The 19,003-nt window shown below is 73.3% G+C and carries 19 protein-coding genes and 3 pseudogenes; 5 read left to right on the top strand and 17 right to left on the bottom strand.

Features of this window, described 5'->3' with window-relative positions; genetic code table 11:
• Window positions 1–136: 136 nt before the first annotated feature.
• The gene (locus tag B086_RS0135735; RefSeq protein ID WP_018571243.1) at window positions 137–1,228 is read right to left on the bottom strand and encodes a bifunctional succinyldiaminopimelate transaminase/glutamate-prephenate aminotransferase; all 1,092 of its coding nucleotides are present in this window, start codon (window positions 1,226–1,228) and stop codon (window positions 137–139) included.
• 109 nt (window positions 1,229–1,337) lie between these two features.
• Window positions 1,338–1,658, bottom strand: coding sequence for a ferredoxin (gene fdxA / locus B086_RS0135730; protein ID WP_018571242.1), 321 nt, complete (start codon window positions 1,656–1,658; stop codon window positions 1,338–1,340).
• Window positions 1,659–1,798: 140 nt separating this feature from the next.
• Here fdxA and B086_RS0135725 point away from each other — a divergent pair, with 140 nt between their 5' ends.
• Window positions 1,799–2,857, top strand: a complete 1,059-nt coding sequence (locus tag B086_RS0135725; protein WP_078531304.1) for a GNAT family N-acetyltransferase — start codon at window positions 1,799–1,801, stop codon at window positions 2,855–2,857.
• A gap of 17 nt (window positions 2,858–2,874) precedes the next feature.
• Window positions 2,875–3,726: a transglutaminase-like domain-containing protein gene (locus tag B086_RS0135720; RefSeq protein ID WP_018571240.1), complete on the top strand. Its 852-nt coding sequence runs from the start codon at window positions 2,875–2,877 to the stop codon at window positions 3,724–3,726.
• Between the two features lie 10 nt (window positions 3,727–3,736).
• Here B086_RS0135720 and B086_RS0135715 read toward each other — a convergent pair whose 3' ends face one another.
• The 11 genes and pseudogenes from B086_RS0135715 to B086_RS0135665 all read right to left on the bottom strand — a co-directional run bounded on the left by B086_RS0135715 (window position 3,737) and on the right by B086_RS0135665 (window position 15,610).
• Window positions 3,737–4,351: a response regulator transcription factor gene (locus tag B086_RS0135715; RefSeq protein WP_018571239.1), complete on the bottom strand. Its 615-nt coding sequence runs from the start codon at window positions 4,349–4,351 to the stop codon at window positions 3,737–3,739.
• The gene (locus B086_RS0135710; protein WP_037874567.1) at window positions 4,348–5,538 is read right to left on the bottom strand and encodes a sensor histidine kinase; all 1,191 of its coding nucleotides are present in this window, start codon (window positions 5,536–5,538) and stop codon (window positions 4,348–4,350) included. Before B086_RS0135710 ends, B086_RS0135715 begins: the two co-directional genes overlap by 4 nt.
• 5 nt (window positions 5,539–5,543) lie before the next feature.
• A complete protein-coding gene (locus tag B086_RS0135705; protein WP_018571237.1) occupies window positions 5,544–6,302 on the bottom strand; it encodes an ABC transporter permease in 759 nt (252 codons plus the stop codon).
• Window positions 6,296–7,234: an ABC transporter ATP-binding protein gene (locus tag B086_RS0135700; protein ID WP_018571236.1), complete on the bottom strand. Its 939-nt coding sequence runs from the start codon at window positions 7,232–7,234 to the stop codon at window positions 6,296–6,298. Before B086_RS0135700 ends, B086_RS0135705 begins: the two co-directional genes overlap by 7 nt.
• Window positions 7,235–7,435: 201 nt before the next feature.
• A complete protein-coding gene (locus B086_RS43465; RefSeq protein WP_026253121.1) occupies window positions 7,436–9,889 on the bottom strand; it encodes a hypothetical protein in 2,454 nt (817 codons plus the stop codon).
• 198 nt (window positions 9,890–10,087) lie between these two features.
• A pseudogene (locus B086_RS41595) lies at window positions 10,088–10,556 on the bottom strand (DUF6113 family protein).
• Window positions 10,553–11,488 carry an N-acetyl-1-D-myo-inositol-2-amino-2-deoxy-alpha-D-glucopyranoside deacetylase gene (gene mshB / locus B086_RS0135685; RefSeq protein WP_018571233.1) on the bottom strand — a complete coding sequence of 312 codons (936 nt, stop codon included), beginning with the start codon at window positions 11,486–11,488 and terminating at the stop codon, window positions 10,553–10,555. Before mshB ends, B086_RS41595 begins: the two are co-directional and overlap by 4 nt.
• A gap of 9 nt (window positions 11,489–11,497) precedes the next feature.
• A complete protein-coding gene (locus B086_RS41590) occupies window positions 11,498–12,118 on the bottom strand; it encodes a Uma2 family endonuclease (protein ID WP_018571232.1) in 621 nt (206 codons plus the stop codon).
• 1 nt (window position 12,119) lies between these two features.
• Complete coding sequence (locus B086_RS0135675) at window positions 12,120–13,016, bottom strand: hypothetical protein (RefSeq protein WP_018571231.1); 897 nt, start codon at window positions 13,014–13,016, stop codon at window positions 12,120–12,122.
• A gap of 843 nt (window positions 13,017–13,859) precedes the next feature.
• A complete protein-coding gene (locus B086_RS0135670; protein ID WP_018571229.1) occupies window positions 13,860–14,993 on the bottom strand; it encodes a CU044_5270 family protein in 1,134 nt (377 codons plus the stop codon).
• Window positions 14,990–15,610, bottom strand: coding sequence for an RNA polymerase sigma factor (locus B086_RS0135665; RefSeq protein ID WP_018571228.1), 621 nt, complete (start codon window positions 15,608–15,610; stop codon window positions 14,990–14,992). The genes B086_RS0135670 and B086_RS0135665 overlap by 4 nt, the downstream gene beginning before the upstream one ends.
• Window positions 15,611–15,706: 96 nt before the next feature.
• Here B086_RS0135665 and B086_RS0135660 point away from each other — a divergent pair, with 96 nt between their 5' ends.
• The 3 genes from B086_RS0135660 (at window position 15,707) to B086_RS0135650 (ending at window position 16,588) form a co-directional block, all read left to right on the top strand.
• Complete coding sequence (locus B086_RS0135660) at window positions 15,707–16,150, top strand: recombinase family protein (protein WP_018571227.1); 444 nt, start codon at window positions 15,707–15,709, stop codon at window positions 16,148–16,150.
• Complete coding sequence (locus B086_RS45200; protein WP_003952955.1) at window positions 16,147–16,293, top strand: hypothetical protein; 147 nt, start codon at window positions 16,147–16,149, stop codon at window positions 16,291–16,293. Before B086_RS0135660 ends, B086_RS45200 begins: the two co-directional genes overlap by 4 nt.
• A 112-nt stretch (window positions 16,294–16,405) precedes the next feature.
• On the top strand, window positions 16,406–16,588 hold the full coding sequence (locus tag B086_RS0135650; protein WP_018571226.1) for a hypothetical protein: 183 nt from the start codon (window positions 16,406–16,408) through the stop codon (window positions 16,586–16,588).
• Between the two features lie 89 nt (window positions 16,589–16,677).
• On the opposite strand, the pseudogene B086_RS43445 reads toward B086_RS0135650, so the two are convergent.
• The 4 genes and pseudogenes from B086_RS43445 to B086_RS0135630 all read right to left on the bottom strand — a co-directional run.
• Window positions 16,678–17,094, bottom strand: a pseudogene (locus tag B086_RS43445) (Tn3 family transposase); the annotation flags it as partial.
• A gap of 871 nt (window positions 17,095–17,965) precedes the next feature.
• Complete coding sequence (locus tag B086_RS46025) at window positions 17,966–18,196, bottom strand: DUF6507 family protein (protein WP_267880903.1); 231 nt, start codon at window positions 18,194–18,196, stop codon at window positions 17,966–17,968.
• A 122-nt stretch (window positions 18,197–18,318) separates the two neighbouring features.
• A pseudogene (locus B086_RS46020) lies at window positions 18,319–18,393 on the bottom strand (DUF6507 family protein); the annotation flags it as partial.
• A gap of 239 nt (window positions 18,394–18,632) precedes the next feature.
• Window positions 18,633–18,827, bottom strand: coding sequence for a hypothetical protein (locus B086_RS0135630; protein ID WP_018571223.1), 195 nt, complete (start codon window positions 18,825–18,827; stop codon window positions 18,633–18,635).
• Window positions 18,828–19,003: the final 176 nt, after the last annotated feature.

The following is a 19,003-nucleotide window of genomic DNA, read 5'->3' as shown; positions in this document are numbered from 1 at the left end:
GGCCGCAGCGCCCGCTCCCACGTCATGCACCAGCCGTGCGTGCACACGGCGACGGCGAAGGGGCCCGGGAATCCTCCCGGGCCCCTTCGCCGTCGTACGCCGCCGTCCCTGGCCTTCGTACGCGCCTGCGGGCGGGTCAGAGGCGGGCGACGGCCGCCGCCACCCGCTCGTCGGTCGCCGTGAAGGCCACCCGGACGAAGCGGTCGCCGGCCGGGCCGTAGAAGTCCCCGGGGGCGACCAGGATGCCGAGACCGGCCAGGTGCGCCACCGTGTCCCAGCAGGACTCGTCGCGGGTCGCCCACAGGTACAGGCTGGCCTCGCTGTGCTCGATGCGGAAGCCGTGGCCGAGCAGGGCCGTGCGCAGGGCGGCGCGGCGGGCGGCGTAGCGCTCGCGCTGCCGGTGGACGTGGACGTCGTCGCCCAGCGCCGCCACGACCGCCGCCTGGGTCGGCGCCGAGGTCATCATGCCGCCGTGCTTGCGGATCTCCAGCAGCGGGCCGAGGACCGCCGGGTCGCCCGCGAGGAACGCGGCGCGGTAGCCCGCCAGGTTGGAGCGCTTGGAAAGGGAGTGGACGGCGACGATGCCGTCGTGGGAGCCGCCGTTCACCTCGGGGTGCAGCACCGAGACCGGCTCGGCCTCCCAGCCCAGCTCCAGGTAGCACTCGTCGGAGACGACCAGGATGCCGTGCTCGCGGGCCCAGGCGAGGGTCCGGGTCAGCTCCTCCTTGCCCAGCACCTTGCCGGTGGGGTTGGAGGGCGAGTTCAGCCACAGCAGCTTCAGGCCCGCCGGGTCCAGCTCGGTCGGCTCGTCGTAGGCCACGTACTCCGCGCGGGCCAGCCGGGCGCCGACCTCGTACGTCGGGTAGGCCAGGCGCGGGAAGGCGACCTTGTCGCCGGGGCCGAGGCCCAGCTGGGTGGGGAGCCAGGCGACCAGTTCCTTGGAGCCGACGATCGGCAGCACGTGCCGGTGGGTGATCCCGCGCGCGCCGAGGCGGCGCTCGACCCAGCCGGTGATCGCGTCGCGCAGTTCGGGCGTGCCCCAGACCGTCGGATAGCCCGGCGAGTCGGCCGCGGCGACAAGCGCCTTCTGGATCAGCTCGGGGACCGGGTCGACCGGGGTGCCGACCGACAGGTCGACGATGCCGTCCGGGTGGGCGGCGGCCGTCTTCTTGTACGGCTCCAGCTTGTCCCAGGGGAAGGCCGGAAGGCGGTCGGAGACTGCGGACACGGGATCAGGCTCGCTTTCTGGTGCGGGAAACGCCGCGGTCCCGCACGGCCGCCGACACGCTCGGGGCGGTCAGACCGTACGGGACCGGGGCGGCAGGGCCACCGGACGGTTACTCGGCCTGCGGCGGCAGCGCGGCGACGAACGGGTGGTCACGCTCGATCAGGCCCAGCTTGCTGGCGCCGCCGGGGGAGCCCAGCTCGTCGAAGAACTCGACGTTGGCCTTGTAGTAGTCCTTCCACTCCTCCGGAACGTCGTCCTCGTAGAAGATCGCCTCGACCGGGCAGACCGGCTCACAGGCACCACAGTCGACGCATTCGTCCGGGTGGATGTACAAGGACCGCTGGCCCTCGTAGATGCAGTCGACCGGGCACTCCTCGATGCACGCCTTGTCCTTCACGTCGACACAAGGCTGCGCGATGACGTAGGTCACGCTGTCGTTCCTCCTCGATAGGGCGCTGGCGGGCCTCCACAGGCTCCGCCGCCTGGCGCGCGGGAGCGCGGCGTCGTCGATGCCCGCCCCTAGTATCTCCGTTCCGGGGCATGATCCATACAGGAGGGGTGAACTGACCTGTGGAAATCTGGGCGACAGGGCCGCCGGTGGTCCGTATCACCGCTGCTGACGTGGGCAAACGGGTCTCCGTGCGGCGCTTGAGCGAACCTCGGGGAACGGGTGAGAAGTTCACCGACACGGTCGGAGTTCTCACATCATGGGACAATGGTGTGCTGCTGATCACACGCAAGAGCGGTGAAACCGTGCGTGTCGCGGAGTCCTCCATGGTGGCCGGGAAGGTGGTTCCCCCGGCCCCGGCCCGCCGCCGGGGACCCGCCGCCTCCTACCCCGAGCTGGCGCGCGCCGCGGCCCGCGCCTGGCAGCCGGTGGAGAGCGAGCCGCTCGGCGACTGGGAGCTGCGGGCGGCCTCCGGCTTCACCCGCCGCGCCAATTCCGTGCTGCCGCTGGGCGATCCCGGCCTTCCGCTCGACGCGGCCCTGGCCGCCGTACGACGCTGGTACCGGGAGCGCGGCCTGCCCGCGTACGTGCAGACCGCCACCGGTGCCGAGGGCACGCAGGAACTGCTGGGCGCGGAGCTGGAGCGGCGCGGCTGGACGCGCGAGGTGAGCGCCGAGCTGTGGACCGGGGCGCTCGCGCCGGTCGCCGACCGGGCGGACCCGGCCGCGGCCGCGGCGGTACGGCTGTCGCGCACGGCCGACGAGGCGTGGCTCGCGCGCTACCAGCGCAAAGGGGTGAGCGAGGTGGCCCTGAAGGTCCTGGGCGGCGGGCCCTCGGTGTGGTTCGCGACGGTCCCGGGAGCGCACGCCGGGGACGCGCCCGCCGCGATCGGGCGGTGCGTCGTGGACGGCCGGTGGGCCTCCTTCGCCGCCGTCGAGGTGGATCCGGCGCTGCGCCGCCGGGGCCTGGCCGGCGCCGTCCTGGCCGCGCTCGCCCGGCGCGCCCTCGACGAGGGCGCCTCGGCCGCCTGGCTCCAGGTGGAGACCGACAACACCGCCGCGCGGGCGCTGTACGCCGGACTCGGCTTCACGGCCCACCACGCCTACCACCACTATCGCGAGCCGGAACCGGGGGCGGACGGGGGCGCCGCCGGGCCGCCGTCCTCGCCCGCGTCGCCGTGAGGGAGCACTGGCCCGCCATGCGCCATCCCGCTCCCCCGCCGCCCGGCCGGTCCGCCGAACTGCGCCGGCGGTTCGCCGAGGAGGCGCGCGCCGAGCGGCCCGACCTGGCGGCACTGTGCCTGCTGACCGGCGCGGTGGGCGACGGCACGCTGGACGAGGACGGGCTGGACGCGGCCCAGCTCGAACTGGACCGGCTGGCCGGACAGCTGCCCTACCGGCCCGGCACCCCGCTCGCCTGGGCGCGGGCCGCGGGCGCCCTGCTGGGCGAGCGGTACGGGTTCCGCGGCGCGGCGGCGGACTACCAGCGGCTGGACTCCTCGCTGCTGCACGCGGTGCTGCGGCGGCGGCGCGGGCTGCCCATCCTGCTGTCCGTGGTGTGGCTGGAGGTGGCGCGCCGGGCCGGGGCGCCGGTGTACGGGGTGGCGCTGCCGGGGCACTTCGTGGTCGGTTTCGGCGAGGCGGCCGGACAGGTGCTCGCCGATCCGTTCGACGGCGGCCGGGTGCTCACCGGGGCGGACGCGGAGCTGCTGGTGACCGGGGCGACGGGCGCCCGGCTGGACCCGTCGATGACAGCACCGGCCGAGCCGCTGGACGTCGTGCTGCGGATCCTGAACAACATCCGCGCCTGGGCGGCCCTGCGGCCCGAGCGCTCCGATGTGGCGCTGTGGGCCCTCGACCTGTCGCTGCTGCTGCCCGCGCACCCGGCGCGGCTGCGCCACGAGCGGGCCCGGCTGCTGGTGGAGCGGGGCGAGTTCACCGAGGGCGCGCAAGCCCTGGAGGAGTACGCGGACCTGGTGGCCGCCGTGGACGAGGACGCCGCCGGGCAGGTGCGCGCCCAGGCGCGGGCGGCGCGGGCCCGGCTGAACTGAGCCCGCGGCGCTACAGCCAGCCCTTCTCCCGGGCGATGCGGACCGCTTCCGTCCTGTTGCGGACGGCGAGCTTCTGGATGGCCGTGGAGAGGTAGTTGCGGACGGTGCCCTGGGACAGGTGCAGGGCGGCGGCCAGCTCGGCGTTGGTGGAGCCGTCGGCGGCGGCGCGCAGCACCTCGCGCTCGCGGTCGGTGAGCGGGTTGGCCCCCTCGGCGAGGGCGGCGGCGGCCAGCGTGGGGTCGATGACCCGCTCCCCGGCCAGCACCTTGCGCACGGCCGCGGCGAGCTGGGCGGCCGGGGCGTCCTTGACGAGGAAGGCGTCGGCGCCCGCCTCCATGGCGCTGCGCAGATAGCCGGGGCGGCCGAAGGTGGTGAGCACCACCAGCCTGACGTCCGGCAGCTCCCGGTGGAGCCGGGCGGCGGCCTCGATGCCGGTGCAGCCGGGCATCTCGATGTCGAGCAGGGCCACGTCGATCCCGTGGGCGTGCGCGGCGGCCACGACCTCGTCGCCGCGGGCCACCTGCGCGACGACCTCGATGTCGTCCTCCAGGCCGAGCAGGGCGGCCAGCGCCTCGCGGACCATCGACTGGTCCTCGGCGAGGAGGACCTTGATCGTGCGGCTCATGCCCGGGATCCTACGTTCCCCCCGGCGGCGGCCGGCACCCGGGCGACCAGCCGGAATCCGCGCTTGAGACGGCCCGCCTCCAGCATGCCGCCCGCCTTCTCCAGGCGTTCGACGAGGCCGGTCAGGCCGTTCCCGGGACCGCTGCCGGAGCCGCCCGTGCCGTCGTCCTCCACGGTCAGTTCGAGCAACGGCCCGTCCAGGGTCTGGCGGCGCACCACCTCGACCGCGCAGCGCCGGGCACCGCTGTGCCGTACGACGTTGGTGACGGCCTCGCGCAGCGCCCAGGCGAGCGCGGACTCGCTCTCCTCGGGGACGCCGTCGAGGGCGGGCTCGGCGGGCAGTTCGCAGCTCACCCCGGCCGCGGTCAGGGCGACCCGGGCACCGGCCAGCTCGGCGGCCAGGCGCGGGCGCCGGTAGCCGGTGACGGCCTCGCGCACGTCGACCAGGGCCTGTCGGCTGACCTGCTCGATGTCGGCGACCTGCTGGGCGGCCTTGTCCGGCTGGCCGGGCAGCATCCGCCCGGCCAGCTCGCTCTTCAGCGTGATCAGGGAGAGCGAGTGGCCGAGCAGGTCGTGCAGGTCGCGGGCGAGGCGCAGCCGCTCCTCGTTGGCGGCGAGCTGGGCGACGGTGGCACGGGCCTGGCGCAGCTCGACCGTGGTGCGCACCAGTTGCCGTACGCCCGTCATGGCGAACCCGACGAGCAGCACCAGCAGGACCAGCGTCCACATCGCCTCCGCGCCGACGACCTGGCCGACGAGCACCATCGCCACGGTGGTCGCCGGAATGGCCGCGTAGGCCACACGCAGCGGGAACGTCGTGCCGCAGACCACCGAGACGTACACGAACAGGCCGATCCAGGCCCCGCCGAGGGTCAGCGTCAGGACGACGGCGAGGACGCCCAGGACGCCGACCATGCAGGCGACGACCGGTTCGGAGAAGGGGCGGCCCATGTTCCGGAAGACCAGCGCCAGATAGATCCCGGTGAAGGCGGCGAGCCCGGCCCAGCCGGCCGCGGTGGCCGCCGGCTGGTGGGCACCGGCGGCCAGGTCGTGCACCGGCGAGCTGAGGAAGACCAGCCAGGGCAGGATCCACACCAGCTTGCGCCACGCCTCCCCCAGGGTGCGCGGCGGCTCGCCCATGCGCAGCAGCCGGTCCTCGCGGGCCCCCTGGGTGCGGTCGTCCGTCATGGTGCTCACGCCTTCAGCGTGTCCTTCCGGTACAGCCAGGCCGCGCCGCCCGCGAACAGGGCGAAGAAGACGACCAGGACGGCGATGTCCTTGGCGTGCGGGGCCTGGCTCTGTTCGATGGCCTGCCCCAGAGCAGCGTACGCGTGCGTGGGCAGCCACCTGGCGATGTCCTGGAGCCATTGCGGGAAGGTGGTCGCGGGCATCCACAGGCCGCCCAGCAGGGAGAGGCCGAAGTAGACGATCATGGTGATGGGGCGGACCGCGTCGCCGGTGGCGAGGTAGCCGAGGGCGACGCCGAGCGCCGCGAAGACCAGGCTGCCGGCCCAGATCGCGCCGGTCAGGGCGAGCCACTGCCAGGCGTCCAGGCGGACCTGCTTGACGACGGCGGCGACCACGAAGACGACCACGATGGACGGCAGGCTGACCACGGCCGCGCTGGCGGTCTTCGCGAAGACGTAGCCGCGCCCCGGCAGCGTGGTCAGCCGCAGCTGCCGCACCCAGCCGCTCTCGCGCTCCTTGGCGATCCGCTCGCTGTTGCCCATGAGCACGGCGGTCAGCGCGCCGAAGGAGGCCATGGAGACCATCATGTACGTCGGCAGGGTCAGCCCGGTGCCGTCGACCTTCGTCGTGCCGTCGGCCTGCCCCGCGATGATCAGGAACAGGATCGAGGGGTAGAGCACGGAGAAGAAGAGGAACTTGCGGTTGCGCAGGGCGCGGGCGAGCTCCAGCTTGATCAGGCCCCGCGAAGCAAAGGTGTTCAGCACGACTGCTTGGCCTCCTCGGCCTCGGTGATGGCGACGAACGCCTGCTCGAGACCGAGCCCGGCGACTTCGAGATTGCGGGGGTAGACGCCGAGCCCGTACAGGGCGTGGACGGTCGCGTCGGCGTCGGTGGACTGGGCGCGCACGGTCTGCCCCGACACGGTCAGCGAGGTGAGGAAGGGCAGGCCGTGCAGCGCCGCCTCGTCGATCACACCCTCCAGGTCGAAGGCGATCCGGCGGGCACCCGCCTTGGCCTTGATCTCGGCGGCGGTGCCGTCGGCCAGCAGCCGGCCCCGGTGCAGCACGAGCACCCGGTCGGCGATGGCGTCGGCCTCCTCCAGGTAGTGCGTGGCGAACAGGACCGTACGGCCCTGGTCGGCCTGCTCGCGCATGGTGGCCCAGAACGCCTGCCGGGCGGAGACGTCCATGCCGGTCGTCGGCTCGTCCAGGACGATCAGGTCGCTGTCACCGGCCGTGGCGAGGGCGAAGCGCACCCGCTGCTCCTGGCCGCCGGAGAGTTTGTTGACCTTGCGGTCGGCGATCTGCGTGACCCCGGCGCGGGCCAGCACGTCGGCCGGCCTGTACGGCCGGGGGTGCAGGCCGCAGGCGAGCTTGACCAGCTCGGCGACGGTGACCTCGTCCATCAGCCCGCCGCTCTGGAGCATGGCGCCGACGCGCCCGGCGACGATCGCCTCGCGCGGGCCGGTCCCGAAGACGGACAGGGAGCCGCTGTCGGGCTGCTTGAGCCCGAGCAGCAGATCGAGGGTGGTCGACTTGCCCGCCCCGTTCGGGCCGAGCAGGGCCACGGTCTCCCCCGGGTACAGGGCGAGGCTCAGCCCGTCCACGGCCCGTACGGTCCCGTAGCTCTTGGTCACCTGGTCGAACGCCACCACCGCGGTCGCGTGCGCGGTGGTGGTCTCCGCTGTCGTCGTCATGCCTCCATGGTGGCCGGAGGCGGGGGCCGCGCGGCAGTGTCGGCGGTCCTGGGCGCGGGATGACAGATGTCATGTGCCGGGGGTGACATGGCGAGGGGCCCCGGAACGCGCGCGGGCGGCGCGGTCCGGGGCCCCTGTCGGCCGGTTCGGGTGTCGGCCGGCCGGTGTCGACCGGCTCGGGTGCGGCTGGTTCGGGTGCGGCTAGTTCGGGTTGGTGTCGATGACCCCGACGCGGTCGGTCTTGCTGACCAGCGCCGGACGCAGCGCGGAGATCACGTCCGTGACGGTGACGGGGGTCTTCTGCCCGTTGCCGCGGGTGATCAGCACTCCGTCGAAGATGCCGCCGTAGAGGTCCTTCAGCTTCGCCTGGTCGTAGTACTCGACCAGCTTGCCGTCGACCGCCTTGACCCCGAGGAACTTCCAGAGGGACTTCTCCGGGCTCATCAGGAGCGCGTGCCCCGGTCCCGCGCTCACGGTCACCTTGGCCGACATCGCCGGCTCGGCGAACGCCTTCATCATCCGGTCGACCTCGGCGTTGGAGACGGTCGGCTGCCGGACGGTGGTCGGGACCTGGACGGGCGCGCTGCCGCCCGTCTCCACCTGGGCGCGGTACGCCTGCTCGACGGCCTGCACGGAGCGGGCGGCGTCGATGCCCTTGCCCGCCTTGCCGTACACGGCGACGGCCTTGCCCGATTCGAAGCGGATGGAGCCGTCGGTGGCGGAGCCCGCGCCGCCCGCCGCGTTCTGGAGGGCGGCCTGGAGCTTCTCCTCGTCGACGGGCATCTGCGGCTCGACCACCCGGTGGTTGCCGAACAGGGAGCCGATCACGGAGACCGGGTTGTAGTCGCTCTGCGCCGCGGCGCTCGCCGTCGCCTGGGTGTCGAGCTGGAGCCCGGCCTGGTCGGGCCTGAGGCTGACCGTCCTGCCGTCGACGCTCAGCTTCAGCGGCTGCTTCTCCCGCTTGCCGAAGGCGTCGTCGAGCTTCTTGACGGCGTCGTCGCGGCTGCCGCCGCCGACGTCGACGCCGAGCACGGTGGTGCCCTTGGGCACCTCGGAGTGGTTCATCAGCAGTCCGGCACCGTAGGCGACACCGGCGGCCACGACCACCAGACCGCCGAGCAGCGTGATCTTGCTGCGGCCCTTCTTCTTGGGCTTGGCGGCCTTGGCGGACTTCCCGGCGGGCGGGGCGCTGCGCTGCTCCGGCTCGGGCGCCGGGGCGGCCGGGTCCGTACGGGGGCCGCCCGCGCCGTCGGGGGAGATCACCGGCATGCCGCTGGTGACGGTGTGCCCGGAGACGTTGTCCGGCCGCGGGCCGTGGCCCGGGGCGCCCGGCTCCGGGGTGAAGTTCTGCGGGGTGAGGATCGCGGTGTCGTCGCTCAGCCCGCCGCCGGGGAGGGAGGTGCCCGCGCCCGGGTGCGCGGAGAGCGCGCCGGGAGCGCCGGGCATGCCGGGAGCACCGGGTACGCCGGACGTACCGGGTGCGCCGCCGGTGCCCGCGCGGGGCGCGCCCGGTACGCCGCCGTGCGGCAGCAGGGACGCGTCGCCGGTCATCGGGCCGCTGGTCGGTCCGGCGGGACCCGGCGAGCCACCCGGTCCGCCGAGGCCGCCGGGGACACCCGCGCCGTCGAAGCCGCCGGGACCACCGGGGCCGCCGGGACCACTGGGACCACCGGGTGCGCCCTGGCCGCCCTGGACGCCGTGGCCGCCCTGGGCCGGGTAGTCGGCGGGTGCGCCCTGGCCGTTGCCGGTGAAGTAGGGCAGGTCGTCCCGGCGGGGCTCGCCGCCGCCGGAACCGGAGCCGGGGCCACCGGGCCGCGAACCGCCGGACAGCGGTCCTGCGGCCAGCGCCTCGGTGACGTCGAAGGACCCCGTGCCGCCGCCGTGGCCCGGGGCGACCGGGCCGCCGGTGGCACCGGGCAGCCCGGAGCCGCCAGCGGAACGGGAGGAGCCGGTGGGGGCCCGCATGGAGCCGACCACACCGCCGGGGCGTCCGCCGCCGCCCGACGACGTGCCGCCGGGGACGTCCGAGCCGGGCGCGGCGCCACCGGGTCCGCCCGGGGCCGTACCGCTCGCGGAGCCGCCCGCGTCCGAACCGCCCGGCAGGCCCGCGCCGTTGGTACCGCCGCCGCCCTGACCGCCCTTGGCCGCAGAGGACTTGCGGGGCGCGAACCAGTCGCTGGTCGGCTTGTCCTCACCGGACGCGCCGGACGCGCCGGACGCGGCGTTCTCGGCACCGGAGTTCGCGGCGCCGCCGCCCGGGGACCGCAGGTCGCCGGTGTCTCCGGAGGGACCGGTGGAACCGGCAGGACCGGCGGGACCGGCCGCCGGGACGCTGCCGCCGCCCGGCCGGGACCCTTCGGCGGCCGTCCGGCCGTCCGCGCCCTCGGTCCGCGTCCCGGCCGTGTCGGCGTCGCCTTCGGCGACGGGCTTGCGCACGACGACCGGCGGAATCGGCCGGGAGCCGGGGATGTTGATCCGGATCCGGGTCGTCAGCGTGGTCTCGGTCTTGCGTTCCTCCGGCTGCGCGGCCGAACGGCCCGCGTCCGCACCGTCGTCGGAGACCGCCGGCACACCGTACGGCGGGGTCCCCGAGGGGTAGGCGGTACCCCCGCGCCCGTTGGGCCCGGAGGACGGAGTGTCAGTTTCACGGCTCAAGGCAGGTTCTCCCGGTTGGCTCCGCCGCCCGACACGACCTCACTTCGCGTGGGGGTCCCCCCTGCGCGAGCGGAGTCGAGCGTTTGGGGGAGGCTCGGCGGCGCGCACCACCATACTGGCCACGTCCCGCCCTCATCCCGGGACCGCCGGGGAAACCCCCACCGGACCCACACCGGGACGTCGGGAAGAAGTGGTACGTCACTCGCCAAGTCGGGCGTCACGGCCGTCCGGTTGCCCGACCGGCGCCCCAGGTGGCACAGATCACAGCCACGGCCATGCCGCCGAGCAGGAAGAGATAGGAGCCGCCGCCCGCCGCGAAGAAGAAGTCGCCCTCCGGGCGGCTGGTGGTGAGCAGCACGACGGCGACCAGCCAGCCGACCACGCCCGCGACGGCACCGCCCCGGCCGCGCAGCGCTCGCGCCCCGCCCAGGAAGAGCCCGGCCGCACCGGCGAGGGCGAGCAGCAGCCCGCCCGGGAACCAGGCCGACTGCACCAGCGACCCGGCGATGCCGACCACCGCGCCGAGCACGAACAGCACGAGGTAGGCGGCGGCCCGCCCGGCGGACGGCGGCCGGAGGGGCTGCGCCAGCATCGACCCGCCGGCGGCGCCGCCCCCACCGCCTCCGCCGCTCCCGCTGCGCGCGGTCCCGCGTCCGGACGTACTCATCGCGCCCCCGCCTCTTCTGCGTCTTCTTCGCCGATGCCGATCCCGGCGAACAGGTCGGTCGAGGCGCCCTCGGCGTCCGCACCGGCCCCTTCCCCTTCCCCGTCCCCGCGCACCAGCTCGTAGTACTCGGTGGTGAACAGGGGCTGGGCGAGCTGGTTGGAGAGCGCGAAGTACGGCTCGGCCACCTCGATCTGGGTGGCGTGGGCGCGCATCGCGGCGGCCTTGGCGGCGGCGTGCTCGGGACCGCCCTCGATCCGTACGGTGATCCGCTCGTCGTCGACGACACCGGGGACGTCGTCGATGCCCGCCGCCTTCTCGAACGGCAGGCCGGGCAGCTCCCCCTCCAGCCGCGCGAAGGCGGCCTCGGCGACGGAGCGCGGCACCCGGTTCCAGTACGTCCTGCCGATCTCCCAGGGCGCGCCCAGGTCGGGGCGCACGGCGGGGTCGGCGGCGAGGTCGCGGGCGCGCAGGGCGACGCGGTGGGCCTGGATGTGGTCGGGGTGGCCGTAGCCGCCGTTGTCGTCGTAGGTGACGAGGACCTGCGGGCGCACCTCGCGGATCACGGCGACGAGGTGGGCCGCCGCCGCGTCGAGTCCGGCCTGCCAGAAGCAGTCCGGGTCGTCGTTGTCGGGGAGGCCCATCATCCCGGAGTCCTGGTAGCGCCCGGCGCCGCCCAGCAGCCGGAAGTCCGCGACCCCCAGCTCGCCCATCGCGGCGGCCAGCTCCCGCCTGCGGTACGCCCCGAGCGCGGCCCCGGTCAGATGCCCCAGCTCCGGCGGGATGACCTCACCCCGCTCCCCCAGCGTGCAGGTCACGAGCGTCACCAGCGCACCCTCGGCCGCGTAGCGGGCCATGGTCGCGCCGTTGTTGATCGACTCGTCGTCGGGATGCGCGTGCACCAGCAGCAGACGCCGGTCGGGCAGTTCCGTCATACCCCCACCCTACGAGGCCGGGCCCTGCGCCCCGCCGTCCTGGTAGCGGGGCAGGCCCTCGGTGAGGATGGTCCAGTCTCCGATGGTGACCTCCTCGCCGTAGACGAAGTCCTTGCGGGTGGCGTAGCGGGGGCCGTCGGGAGTCGGGGGGATGTCGGTGAGCACGGCACCCGTGCCGGTACGCGGATCGAAGACGGCGTAGACGGGGATGCCGAGGAGGGGATAGTCGCGCATCTTGCCGATCCAGTCGTTCTCCGGGTTGGAACGGGAGACGATCTCGATGGCGGCGATCACCGTACGGGGATCGAAGGAGCCCGGGACGTCCATGTCCTCCAGGGCGATCACCATGACGTCCGGGCGGCGCATGATGCCCCGGGACTCGTCCTCGACGTCGGGTTCCCCGGTGTGCGCCACGATCTCGTCCGGCATGAGCTTTTCGAGGCGTCTGCGCAGGTGCACGGCGGTCAGTTCGTGCGGACCGATCGGCGCCGTGACGTCGTGGGCGACTCCGTTCTCGGTGATCTCGAATTTTCCCGGGACGGTGCCGTCCATGGCGCGCACGAGGTCGCGCATGGCCCGGTAGACGTGGGAGGAACCGTGCCGCGCGTTGTCGGGAACGACGGTGTTCATGCTAGGCGGCCCTCTCCTGGTCGGTGCGGCAGTCGCGGCAGCGGCCCGGGGCCGGGGCGCGGAAGGCCCGTTCGCAGCCGTCGCAGGTCCGGAGCGGGAGGCGTACGGGCGGCGGCGGGGCGGCCGGGGGACGAAACGGCGGCGGGGGCGGCAGCTGGGCGGACAGCCGGTGCGCCAGGAGGGCGGCGGGCCTTCGCAGTCCCTCGGCCGGCAGACCGGTGGTCAGGGCGTGGCGTACGGCGGCCGCCGTGACGTCACGCTCCAGCCAGGCGGCGACGCCCGGGGCCAGATGGGCGGTGTCGCGGGCGGAGAGGAGCAGGCGGGGGTCGTGGCGGCGGAGGCCCGCGAGGAGGTCGGCGGCGGCTTGGAGGAGCGGGGGTGCGGGGTACGCGGGGCGCGGGACGGCGGGGAGGGGCTTGTGGGGGGCGCGTTGCTGTGGCTCGGGCATGGGCTCGGGCTCGGGCCTGGGCTCGGGTGGGGCGGCCGCGGCAACGGCTGTGCCTGTGCCTGTGCCTGTGGCGGTCGCCGCCGCAGCGGGCTGGTTGCAGGAGACCGTGCGGGTGACGATACGGCCGCCGGGGACGCGTTCGCGGACGCGGCGCAGATATCCGTGCGCCTCCAGCTCGCGCAGCGCGGCGGCGATCCGGGTCGTCCCCTCGGGGAAACGGGCGGCGAGGCTCTTGATGTCGGCGCGGGCGCCCCGGGGCAGCGACTGGAGGTGCACGCCGAGCCCGATCGCGAGCAGGGACAGCTCGCTGTGCTGGGCGAGGTGGTTGCCGATCACCGTGAAGCGGGTGGTGTGGCGGGTGTTGTCGTGCACCAGGCCGCCGCCGGTGCGGGGACGACGCCGGTTCGGGTGCTTGTCGCCCGCAGTGCGGGACGGGGCGTGCGGGCGCACGCTAGGGTTCTGGATACCCACGGGAAGCTCGATTCTTCCTCGGTGGTCAGGCCCTCGCACTGGGATTGCCGTCCCGGCGGGGGCCGTCTCATGTCTGCGGTTGTGTCGCGCTGAGCGTAGAGCCGCGTGGGGCTCCGAAATCCAGCCGATCCGGGGATGTTCACCCGCCCGGGTGAGCGCACCCGGGGTCGTGCGCGGACGCGGCGGGCAGCCTACGGCGAGGCGGGGTTCGGCGGAATTCCTTTCCCCCGCACGTCCTTTGTCTGTCAGCCACCGGCCGCACCGGAGCACGGTGTCCCGGGTTCCGGTGTCCCGGGTTCCGGTGTCCCGGGTTCCGGTGTCCCGGGTTCCGGTGTCCCGGGTTCCGGTGTCCCGGGTTGACAAGTAGCTCTCTGTAGCCGATGTGACGGCGTGTTGTCCCGGGTTTCGGTGTTCCCGTCCCGGCCCGGTCGGTCGTCGGCATCTTGATCACGTCGGATTGGTCGATGCAGAAGGGAAGGGCCCTGGTCGTGCGGCAGGAGTGGGAGCCGGAGGAGCTGATCTCCGTCTGGACGCTGCTTGAAGAGGACATGGGGCGGCTGCGGAACAAGTCCGGGGCGAATCGCATTCGGGTTCGCGCTGCTGCTGAAGTTTTTTCGCAGCGCGCTGCGCCCGGACCTCTCTGCGCGTCGATGACGGGTCACGGCGCCCGGCCCGGCGGGTTGCGGCCGGTCGGTTGTGCAGTTCGGAAGGAGCGTCACGTGACGATTCCCGGGCAGGCCTGTGGTCTGTTGAGGAAGAACCGGTCCCGGTGCCCGCCTGCCGCTTTGCTGGGCGGGCGGGCACCGGGACCGGTGTCGAAGGTCAGGTGGCTGTACCAGGAGAAGGCTTCTGGCCGGCCTTGTCGACGACGGCGCGTTCGGTCACGGCGGTGCTGACGAGGATGCGTCCGGCTTTGCCACCGGCGCTGTCGTCGTTGATGAGGACGGTCCGCTCGCCGAGGTAGGTGAGTTTGTCCTTGTCGAAGATCCATTCGGTGCGCTGGTTGCCGTGGTCCTGGCTGACGGCCACGCCGTGCCGGCCGGACGCGTCCACGGCGTCGTCCACGACGTTCACCCCGGGGATCTTGGCCGCGGCCTTGTAGAGTGCCGCCGCGATCTGCGGGGGCATCAGGGACTCGCGCAGCGCGTCACCGATCGTCTGGAACGCTTCCTGGTCGGGGTTGAGGTTCTTGTCCACGCCGGTGTTCTGGGCGTAGACGGCTGTCAGCAGGGCGTCGGGGTCGGTGGGCAGGGAGGCCAGGTACGTGTAGGTGGGCAGCTGGAGGGAGGGCTCGGTGTTCTTGCCGAGGTTGACGCCTCCCTCACCGGGCCGGAAGCCCGAGCTGAGGGGCTCGGTGAGGAGACCGTCGCGGCTGCCGTTGACGGAGAACCATGCCTGTCGGGGGTGGGTGGTCCCGGTGCCGTCGTCGTTGTACTGGGCCTTGGCGCCGTCGCCGTCGGCGCCGATCTTCTTGCTCACGCCGTAGACCTGGCTGGCGATGTAGATGTACTGGTCGTCACGGACCTGCGGGGCAGAGGTGCTGGCGGCGACGGCGGCGATGCGGGTCAGCAGCTGGACGGCCTGGGGTGACGCGCCGCCGGGCCCGCGCTCGCTGACCGAGCCGCCCGGAGCACTGGCCGCCTGAGGGACCGTGGTCGGGGCATTGGAACCGACGGCGGTCACCGCGATGACCGCAGCCATCGCCCCCGCGGCCAGCGACGCCCCAAGGACCAGTCGGCGCCGGGGACGGCCGGGGGCGGCCGCGTCGACCAAGCGCCGGCGCAGTCCGCCTGGCTGGTGGGAGGTGTGGGTGGTGTCCTGGTCGATCTGTCGCATGAGGAGTTCCTTGTGGTGGAGGTGGCGGCCCGGCGGCAGGTCCCGTTCGGCCGGGACCGGCAGCAGCCGGGCCGTCTCCTCGCGCTCGGCCTGTGCGGGCCGGTACGGGGTGGCGTTCATCGGGTTCCCTCCTGGACGGACAGGGCTGCGAACGCGGCCTCACTCTCTACCTCTCCGCGCCCCGGGCGCGGTTCCCGCTTTTCTTCGGCCAGTTGCCGGTCGGTCAGGTCCCGCAGCCTGACCCGGGCGCGCGACAGGCGTGAGCGCACAGTGCCCACCGGTACCCCCAGCGCGTCAGCGGTCTGCTGGTAGTCCAACCCCGACCACACGCACAGCGCCAGCACCTCCCTCTCCTGACGGCGCAGGCCCCGTACCGCCCGGTGAACCGCGTCCAGGCGACGGACGTCGTCGATCCGCCCGGCCGCCTCGTCCGCGAAGTCCTCCACCGGCTCCGGGGCGGGCACCCGGGCCAGGAAGGCGAAACGCCGACGGACACCGCGTCTGGCGTTGTGCGCCTTGTTCGTCGCGATCCCCAGCAGCCACGGCCGCAGCGATCCCCCCTCCTCTGCGACCTTCTCCCTCGTCCGCCAGGCGTCCAGGAACGTCGCCGACATGACGTCCTCGGCCACCGACCAGTCGCCGGTCAGCCGGAAGGCATGGTTGTACACCGCCTTCGCATACTGCTCATAGAGCTCGCCGAACGCCTCGCGATCGCCCGCGCGTATCCGCTCCCGCATCCCATCTCCTCACTCACGCCCGCACCGGGCCGTATCACCTTCTCTCTCCGCACACCCAGGAAGGTTCCCAGAACGGCACCAAGAAGAATTCCGGGCATGAGCGTGCCACTTGAACCCGACCCGTTCGAACTCCTGACCGCCGAGCCCGCGATGCGGACCGAGATCCTCATCGGCTACGCCCGGGTCTCCACCGGCGGACAGAAGCTCGACCGCCAGATCGACGCCCTCACCGCCACCGGCTGCCGGCGCATCTTCGCCGACAAGAAGTCCGGCAAGGACGACCTGCGCCCCGAGCTCAAGGCCTGCCACGCCTTCCTACAGCGCGGCGACACCCTGGTGGTGCCCACACTCGACCGCTACGGCCGCTCACTGAAGGACCTGGTCAACATGGTCGGCGAACTCCGCCAGCGCGAGATCGGCTTCTCCTCGCTCCACGAGCGCCTGGACACCACCACCCCGGGCGGCCGGCCCACCGTCGCCACCCCCGAGATCATCCGGGCCGCCATCCCCGCCCAGGCCGAGACGGGGAGCGAGCGGTGATCCCCTCCGACTGGCGGCGCAAGGGCGGCGCGCTGCTGCTCGGCGCCCAGCACGGCGAGCCGGGCCCCTTCGGCACCTTCGCCGAAGACGACGACCATGAGCACGGCGTCCATGAGGACGAGGACGGCGTCCCGTATTGCTGACCGGCCGGCCGACCCGCGCACTCAGCAGGTTGCAGAAGGTCACATCGACTACAGAGAGCTACTTGTCACTTCGCCGTAGCCATGCGAGCTCAGGGCCGAGGAGGCGATCGGCATGGGGAAGAGCAGCGGCAGGAGCAGCGGCACCGGCGCCCGGCGTACGTCCATGACCCCGCAGGCGGGCTCCCGGGTGCAGTCCGCCGACGCCAAGAACCCCGGCGGCCGGACCGCGCAGACCGGTTTCCCGGCCCGCGCGCAGTCCGCCGCGGCGAAGGGCTCGCGCGCCGCCGGGAAGTGACCCCCGCCCCACGCCCCCGGCGGCGGTGCGAGCACGGCTCACTCGTCGTCGGCGGCGTGCTTGTCGCGTAGGGGCCGCAGCCCGCCGGGCAGGTCGGGGAGCTGGGGGGCGTAGGCGAACCCCGCCAGGGTCAGCAGCCCGAACACGATGTCGCTGTAGGAGGCGGTGTCGGTGACGATCATCTCCGGACGGCGGCCGCCGTCGCGGTCGTAGAGGACGTCCAGCACGTACAGGGAGTCGCGCGGGGTGCCGGCCACGACCTTCCCGCCCAGCCCCGCCGCCTGGTCGTTGATCATGTTCAGCCACGTGGCGCCGCCCCGGCGGCCGAAGTACTTCAGGCTCGGCCGCGCGTACACGCTGGGGACGGGGACGACGAACCGCATCCCGTCGACCGAGGCGACCAGGCCCCCGCCCCACGCCTGGGCGAGCGGAATGGACGCCTGGTGCTCGATGAGGGCCGCGTTCGCGGCCCGGTAGGTCGCCGGCCGCAGGTACGTCTGGTCCACGCGAGCAGGGCCTTGCCCGTCTCCTTGACCGCCCGGCGCGAGTCACGCAGCCAGGCCGGGAGCTGGTCGTCGGAGGCCGTCCAGTAGGCGGCCGGGGCGACCACGGTGAGGGCGACGCCCGTCAGCAGTTGCCCCAGGCCCTTCCACGCCTGTCCGGCCGCGTCCCAGCCGTCCACGCCGACGAGGGTGCCCAGGCCCCGGACGGTGCCCCAGACACCGTCCACGAAGAAGCCCTTGGCGAAGTTCCAGACGTGCTGGTCGATCCGGTACCAGGGGGTCTCCTCGTCCACCGGGTCGCCCCACGGCAGGCCCCGCGCCTGGTCGAGGTCCTCGGCCCGGTAGCCGTACATGCCCTTCTGGTGCGATCCGTCGTCGACCGTCAGCGGAGCGCCGCCGACCAGCCTCACGATCTTGTCGTGGCAGGTGCGTTCGGCGGCCTGGAAGGCGGCCCAGGCCGCGTTGACCTGGCGGCGGCGTTCGTTGTTCTCGTCGACCTTGTCGCCGTCCTCCTGCCAGTCGTCGTCGTGGGCGACCGAGGCGCGGAAGGTGCGGGCCTCGCCGCGCAGCCGGTCCAGCGTGGCCACCAGCGGCCGTATCTCCTGCGCGTAGGCGGCGAGCGCGCCCGCGATCTTCTCCAGTTCGCCGCGGAGTTCGTCGCCCGCCGCGGCCACCGGCTTCGTGGTGGCGAACAGCTGCTCCGCCTCGGGCGCCTTGTAGTACGCCGAGAGCGAGTTGAAGGCGGAGTCGATCCGTGAGCCCACGTCCCACAGGGACGCCGCGTCGGCGCCGATGGCCGACACGTCCTTGTCCAGTTGCCCGGGGTCGCCGGTGAACTCGGGTATCTCCTCGGGGTCCAGGGCGGCCTGCCCGCTCACGCCCCGCCGCCGTTCTTCCCGCCGGTCCCCGGCATGTCGATCTTCGGTGGCTTCAGCGCGTTGCGCTGGGCCTCGGCGGCCATCTCCAGGTCCCCGTGGAGATAGGCGCGGGTCGCCTCGGCGGCTCCCTGGACCGACTCGGCGGTACGGCGGGCCATGAACGCCAGCTTCTTCTGCCGTTCGGAGAGGTACTGCGCGAGCGCCGCCGCCACCGGTCCGGTCGGCACCCGCGACCGGCCCGGCGCCACGGGTCCGACCAGCGGACCGCTGAACTGCCCGCCCGGGACGACGGTGCCGCCGAACTCGCCGCGCTCATCAGGTCGTTCAGGAGAGTGGTGGCCGCCCGGTCCAGGTCGCCACCCGCCTCACCGGTCGTCGTGAGGGCCGCCTGCACGCCCACAGGACTGATGTCCCACCCCGTCATCCCCGAGCCCCCGCTCCCCGCGCCGATACGTTTCGCCAGGCACCTTTGCATCAATCGAGATGGGTACAATTCCATCCGAAACAGGCCGAGTCACGGCATAGTGGCACAACGGCACAGGGGTACAACGGCACGGCGGCACGCCGGGCGGACGGATCGCCGGCCGAAGTCCTCCGGCGCGCACAGGAACGCATGCACGCCGGTACACGGGGAACACGGGGCCAGGGGAGAGTGGCCCGGCCTCAGAACTTGAGGCTGCCGATCATCCCCGCGATGTTCGTGGTCAGTTCGCTGATCGTGGGAGCGACTGTCGAAGAGGCCAGGTAGAAGCCCAGGAGGACGCACACGACCGCATGGCCTCCCTTCAACCCTGACTTCTTGATCAGCAAGAAGACGACGATCGCCAGCAGCACCACCGCCGAAATCGAGAGTGCCACGGCGGCTCACCTCCAAAGATCCCAGGACGCGGGGGGTGTCGGGGGGTCGGACTATGGGGGCAGATAAATCCACACAACAGGCAGCAGGTTCATACCCACTATGCGCTAACGATCATAACTATCCGCACGCGCGCATCGGTCGGCGCACGGCCGCACAAGGGGGCGCATGGCCAATA

The sequence above is a fragment of the Streptomyces sp. PsTaAH-124 genome (assembly GCF_000373685.1).
In the GTDB taxonomy this organism is placed as follows: Bacteria; Actinomycetota; Actinomycetes; order Streptomycetales; family Streptomycetaceae; genus Streptomyces; species Streptomyces andamanensis.
Note: the sequence above shows the minus strand (reverse complement) of the source record. Positions and strands in the feature narration are given on the sequence as shown.

What these genes read in the sequence shown, in the direction of transcription:
- B086_RS0135720 (WP_018571240.1), top strand. Translation starts at nt 2,875, where the DNA reads ATGCGCCATCCCGCTCCCCCGCCGCCCGGCCGGTCCGCCGAACTGCGC.
- B086_RS0135715 (WP_018571239.1), bottom strand. Translation starts at nt 4,351, where the DNA reads ATGAGCCGCACGATCAAGGTCCTCCTCGCCGAGGACCAGTCGATGGTC.
- B086_RS0135710 (WP_037874567.1), bottom strand. Translation starts at nt 5,538, where the DNA reads ATGACGGACGACCGCACCCAGGGGGCCCGCGAGGACCGGCTGCTGCGC.
- B086_RS0135700 (WP_018571236.1), bottom strand. Translation starts at nt 7,234, where the DNA reads ATGACGACGACAGCGGAGACCACCACCGCGCACGCGACCGCGGTGGTG.
- mshB (WP_018571233.1), bottom strand. Translation starts at nt 11,488, where the DNA reads ATGACGGAACTGCCCGACCGGCGTCTGCTGCTGGTGCACGCGCATCCC.
- B086_RS41590 (WP_018571232.1), bottom strand. Translation starts at nt 12,118, where the DNA reads ATGAACACCGTCGTTCCCGACAACGCGCGGCACGGTTCCTCCCACGTC.
- B086_RS0135670 (WP_018571229.1), bottom strand. Translation starts at nt 14,993, where the DNA reads ATGAACGCCACCCCGTACCGGCCCGCACAGGCCGAGCGCGAGGAGACG.
- B086_RS0135665 (WP_018571228.1), bottom strand. Translation starts at nt 15,610, where the DNA reads ATGCGGGAGCGGATACGCGCGGGCGATCGCGAGGCGTTCGGCGAGCTC.
- B086_RS0135660 (WP_018571227.1), top strand. Translation starts at nt 15,707, where the DNA reads ATGAGCGTGCCACTTGAACCCGACCCGTTCGAACTCCTGACCGCCGAG.
- B086_RS0135650 (WP_018571226.1), top strand. Translation starts at nt 16,406, where the DNA reads ATGGGGAAGAGCAGCGGCAGGAGCAGCGGCACCGGCGCCCGGCGTACG.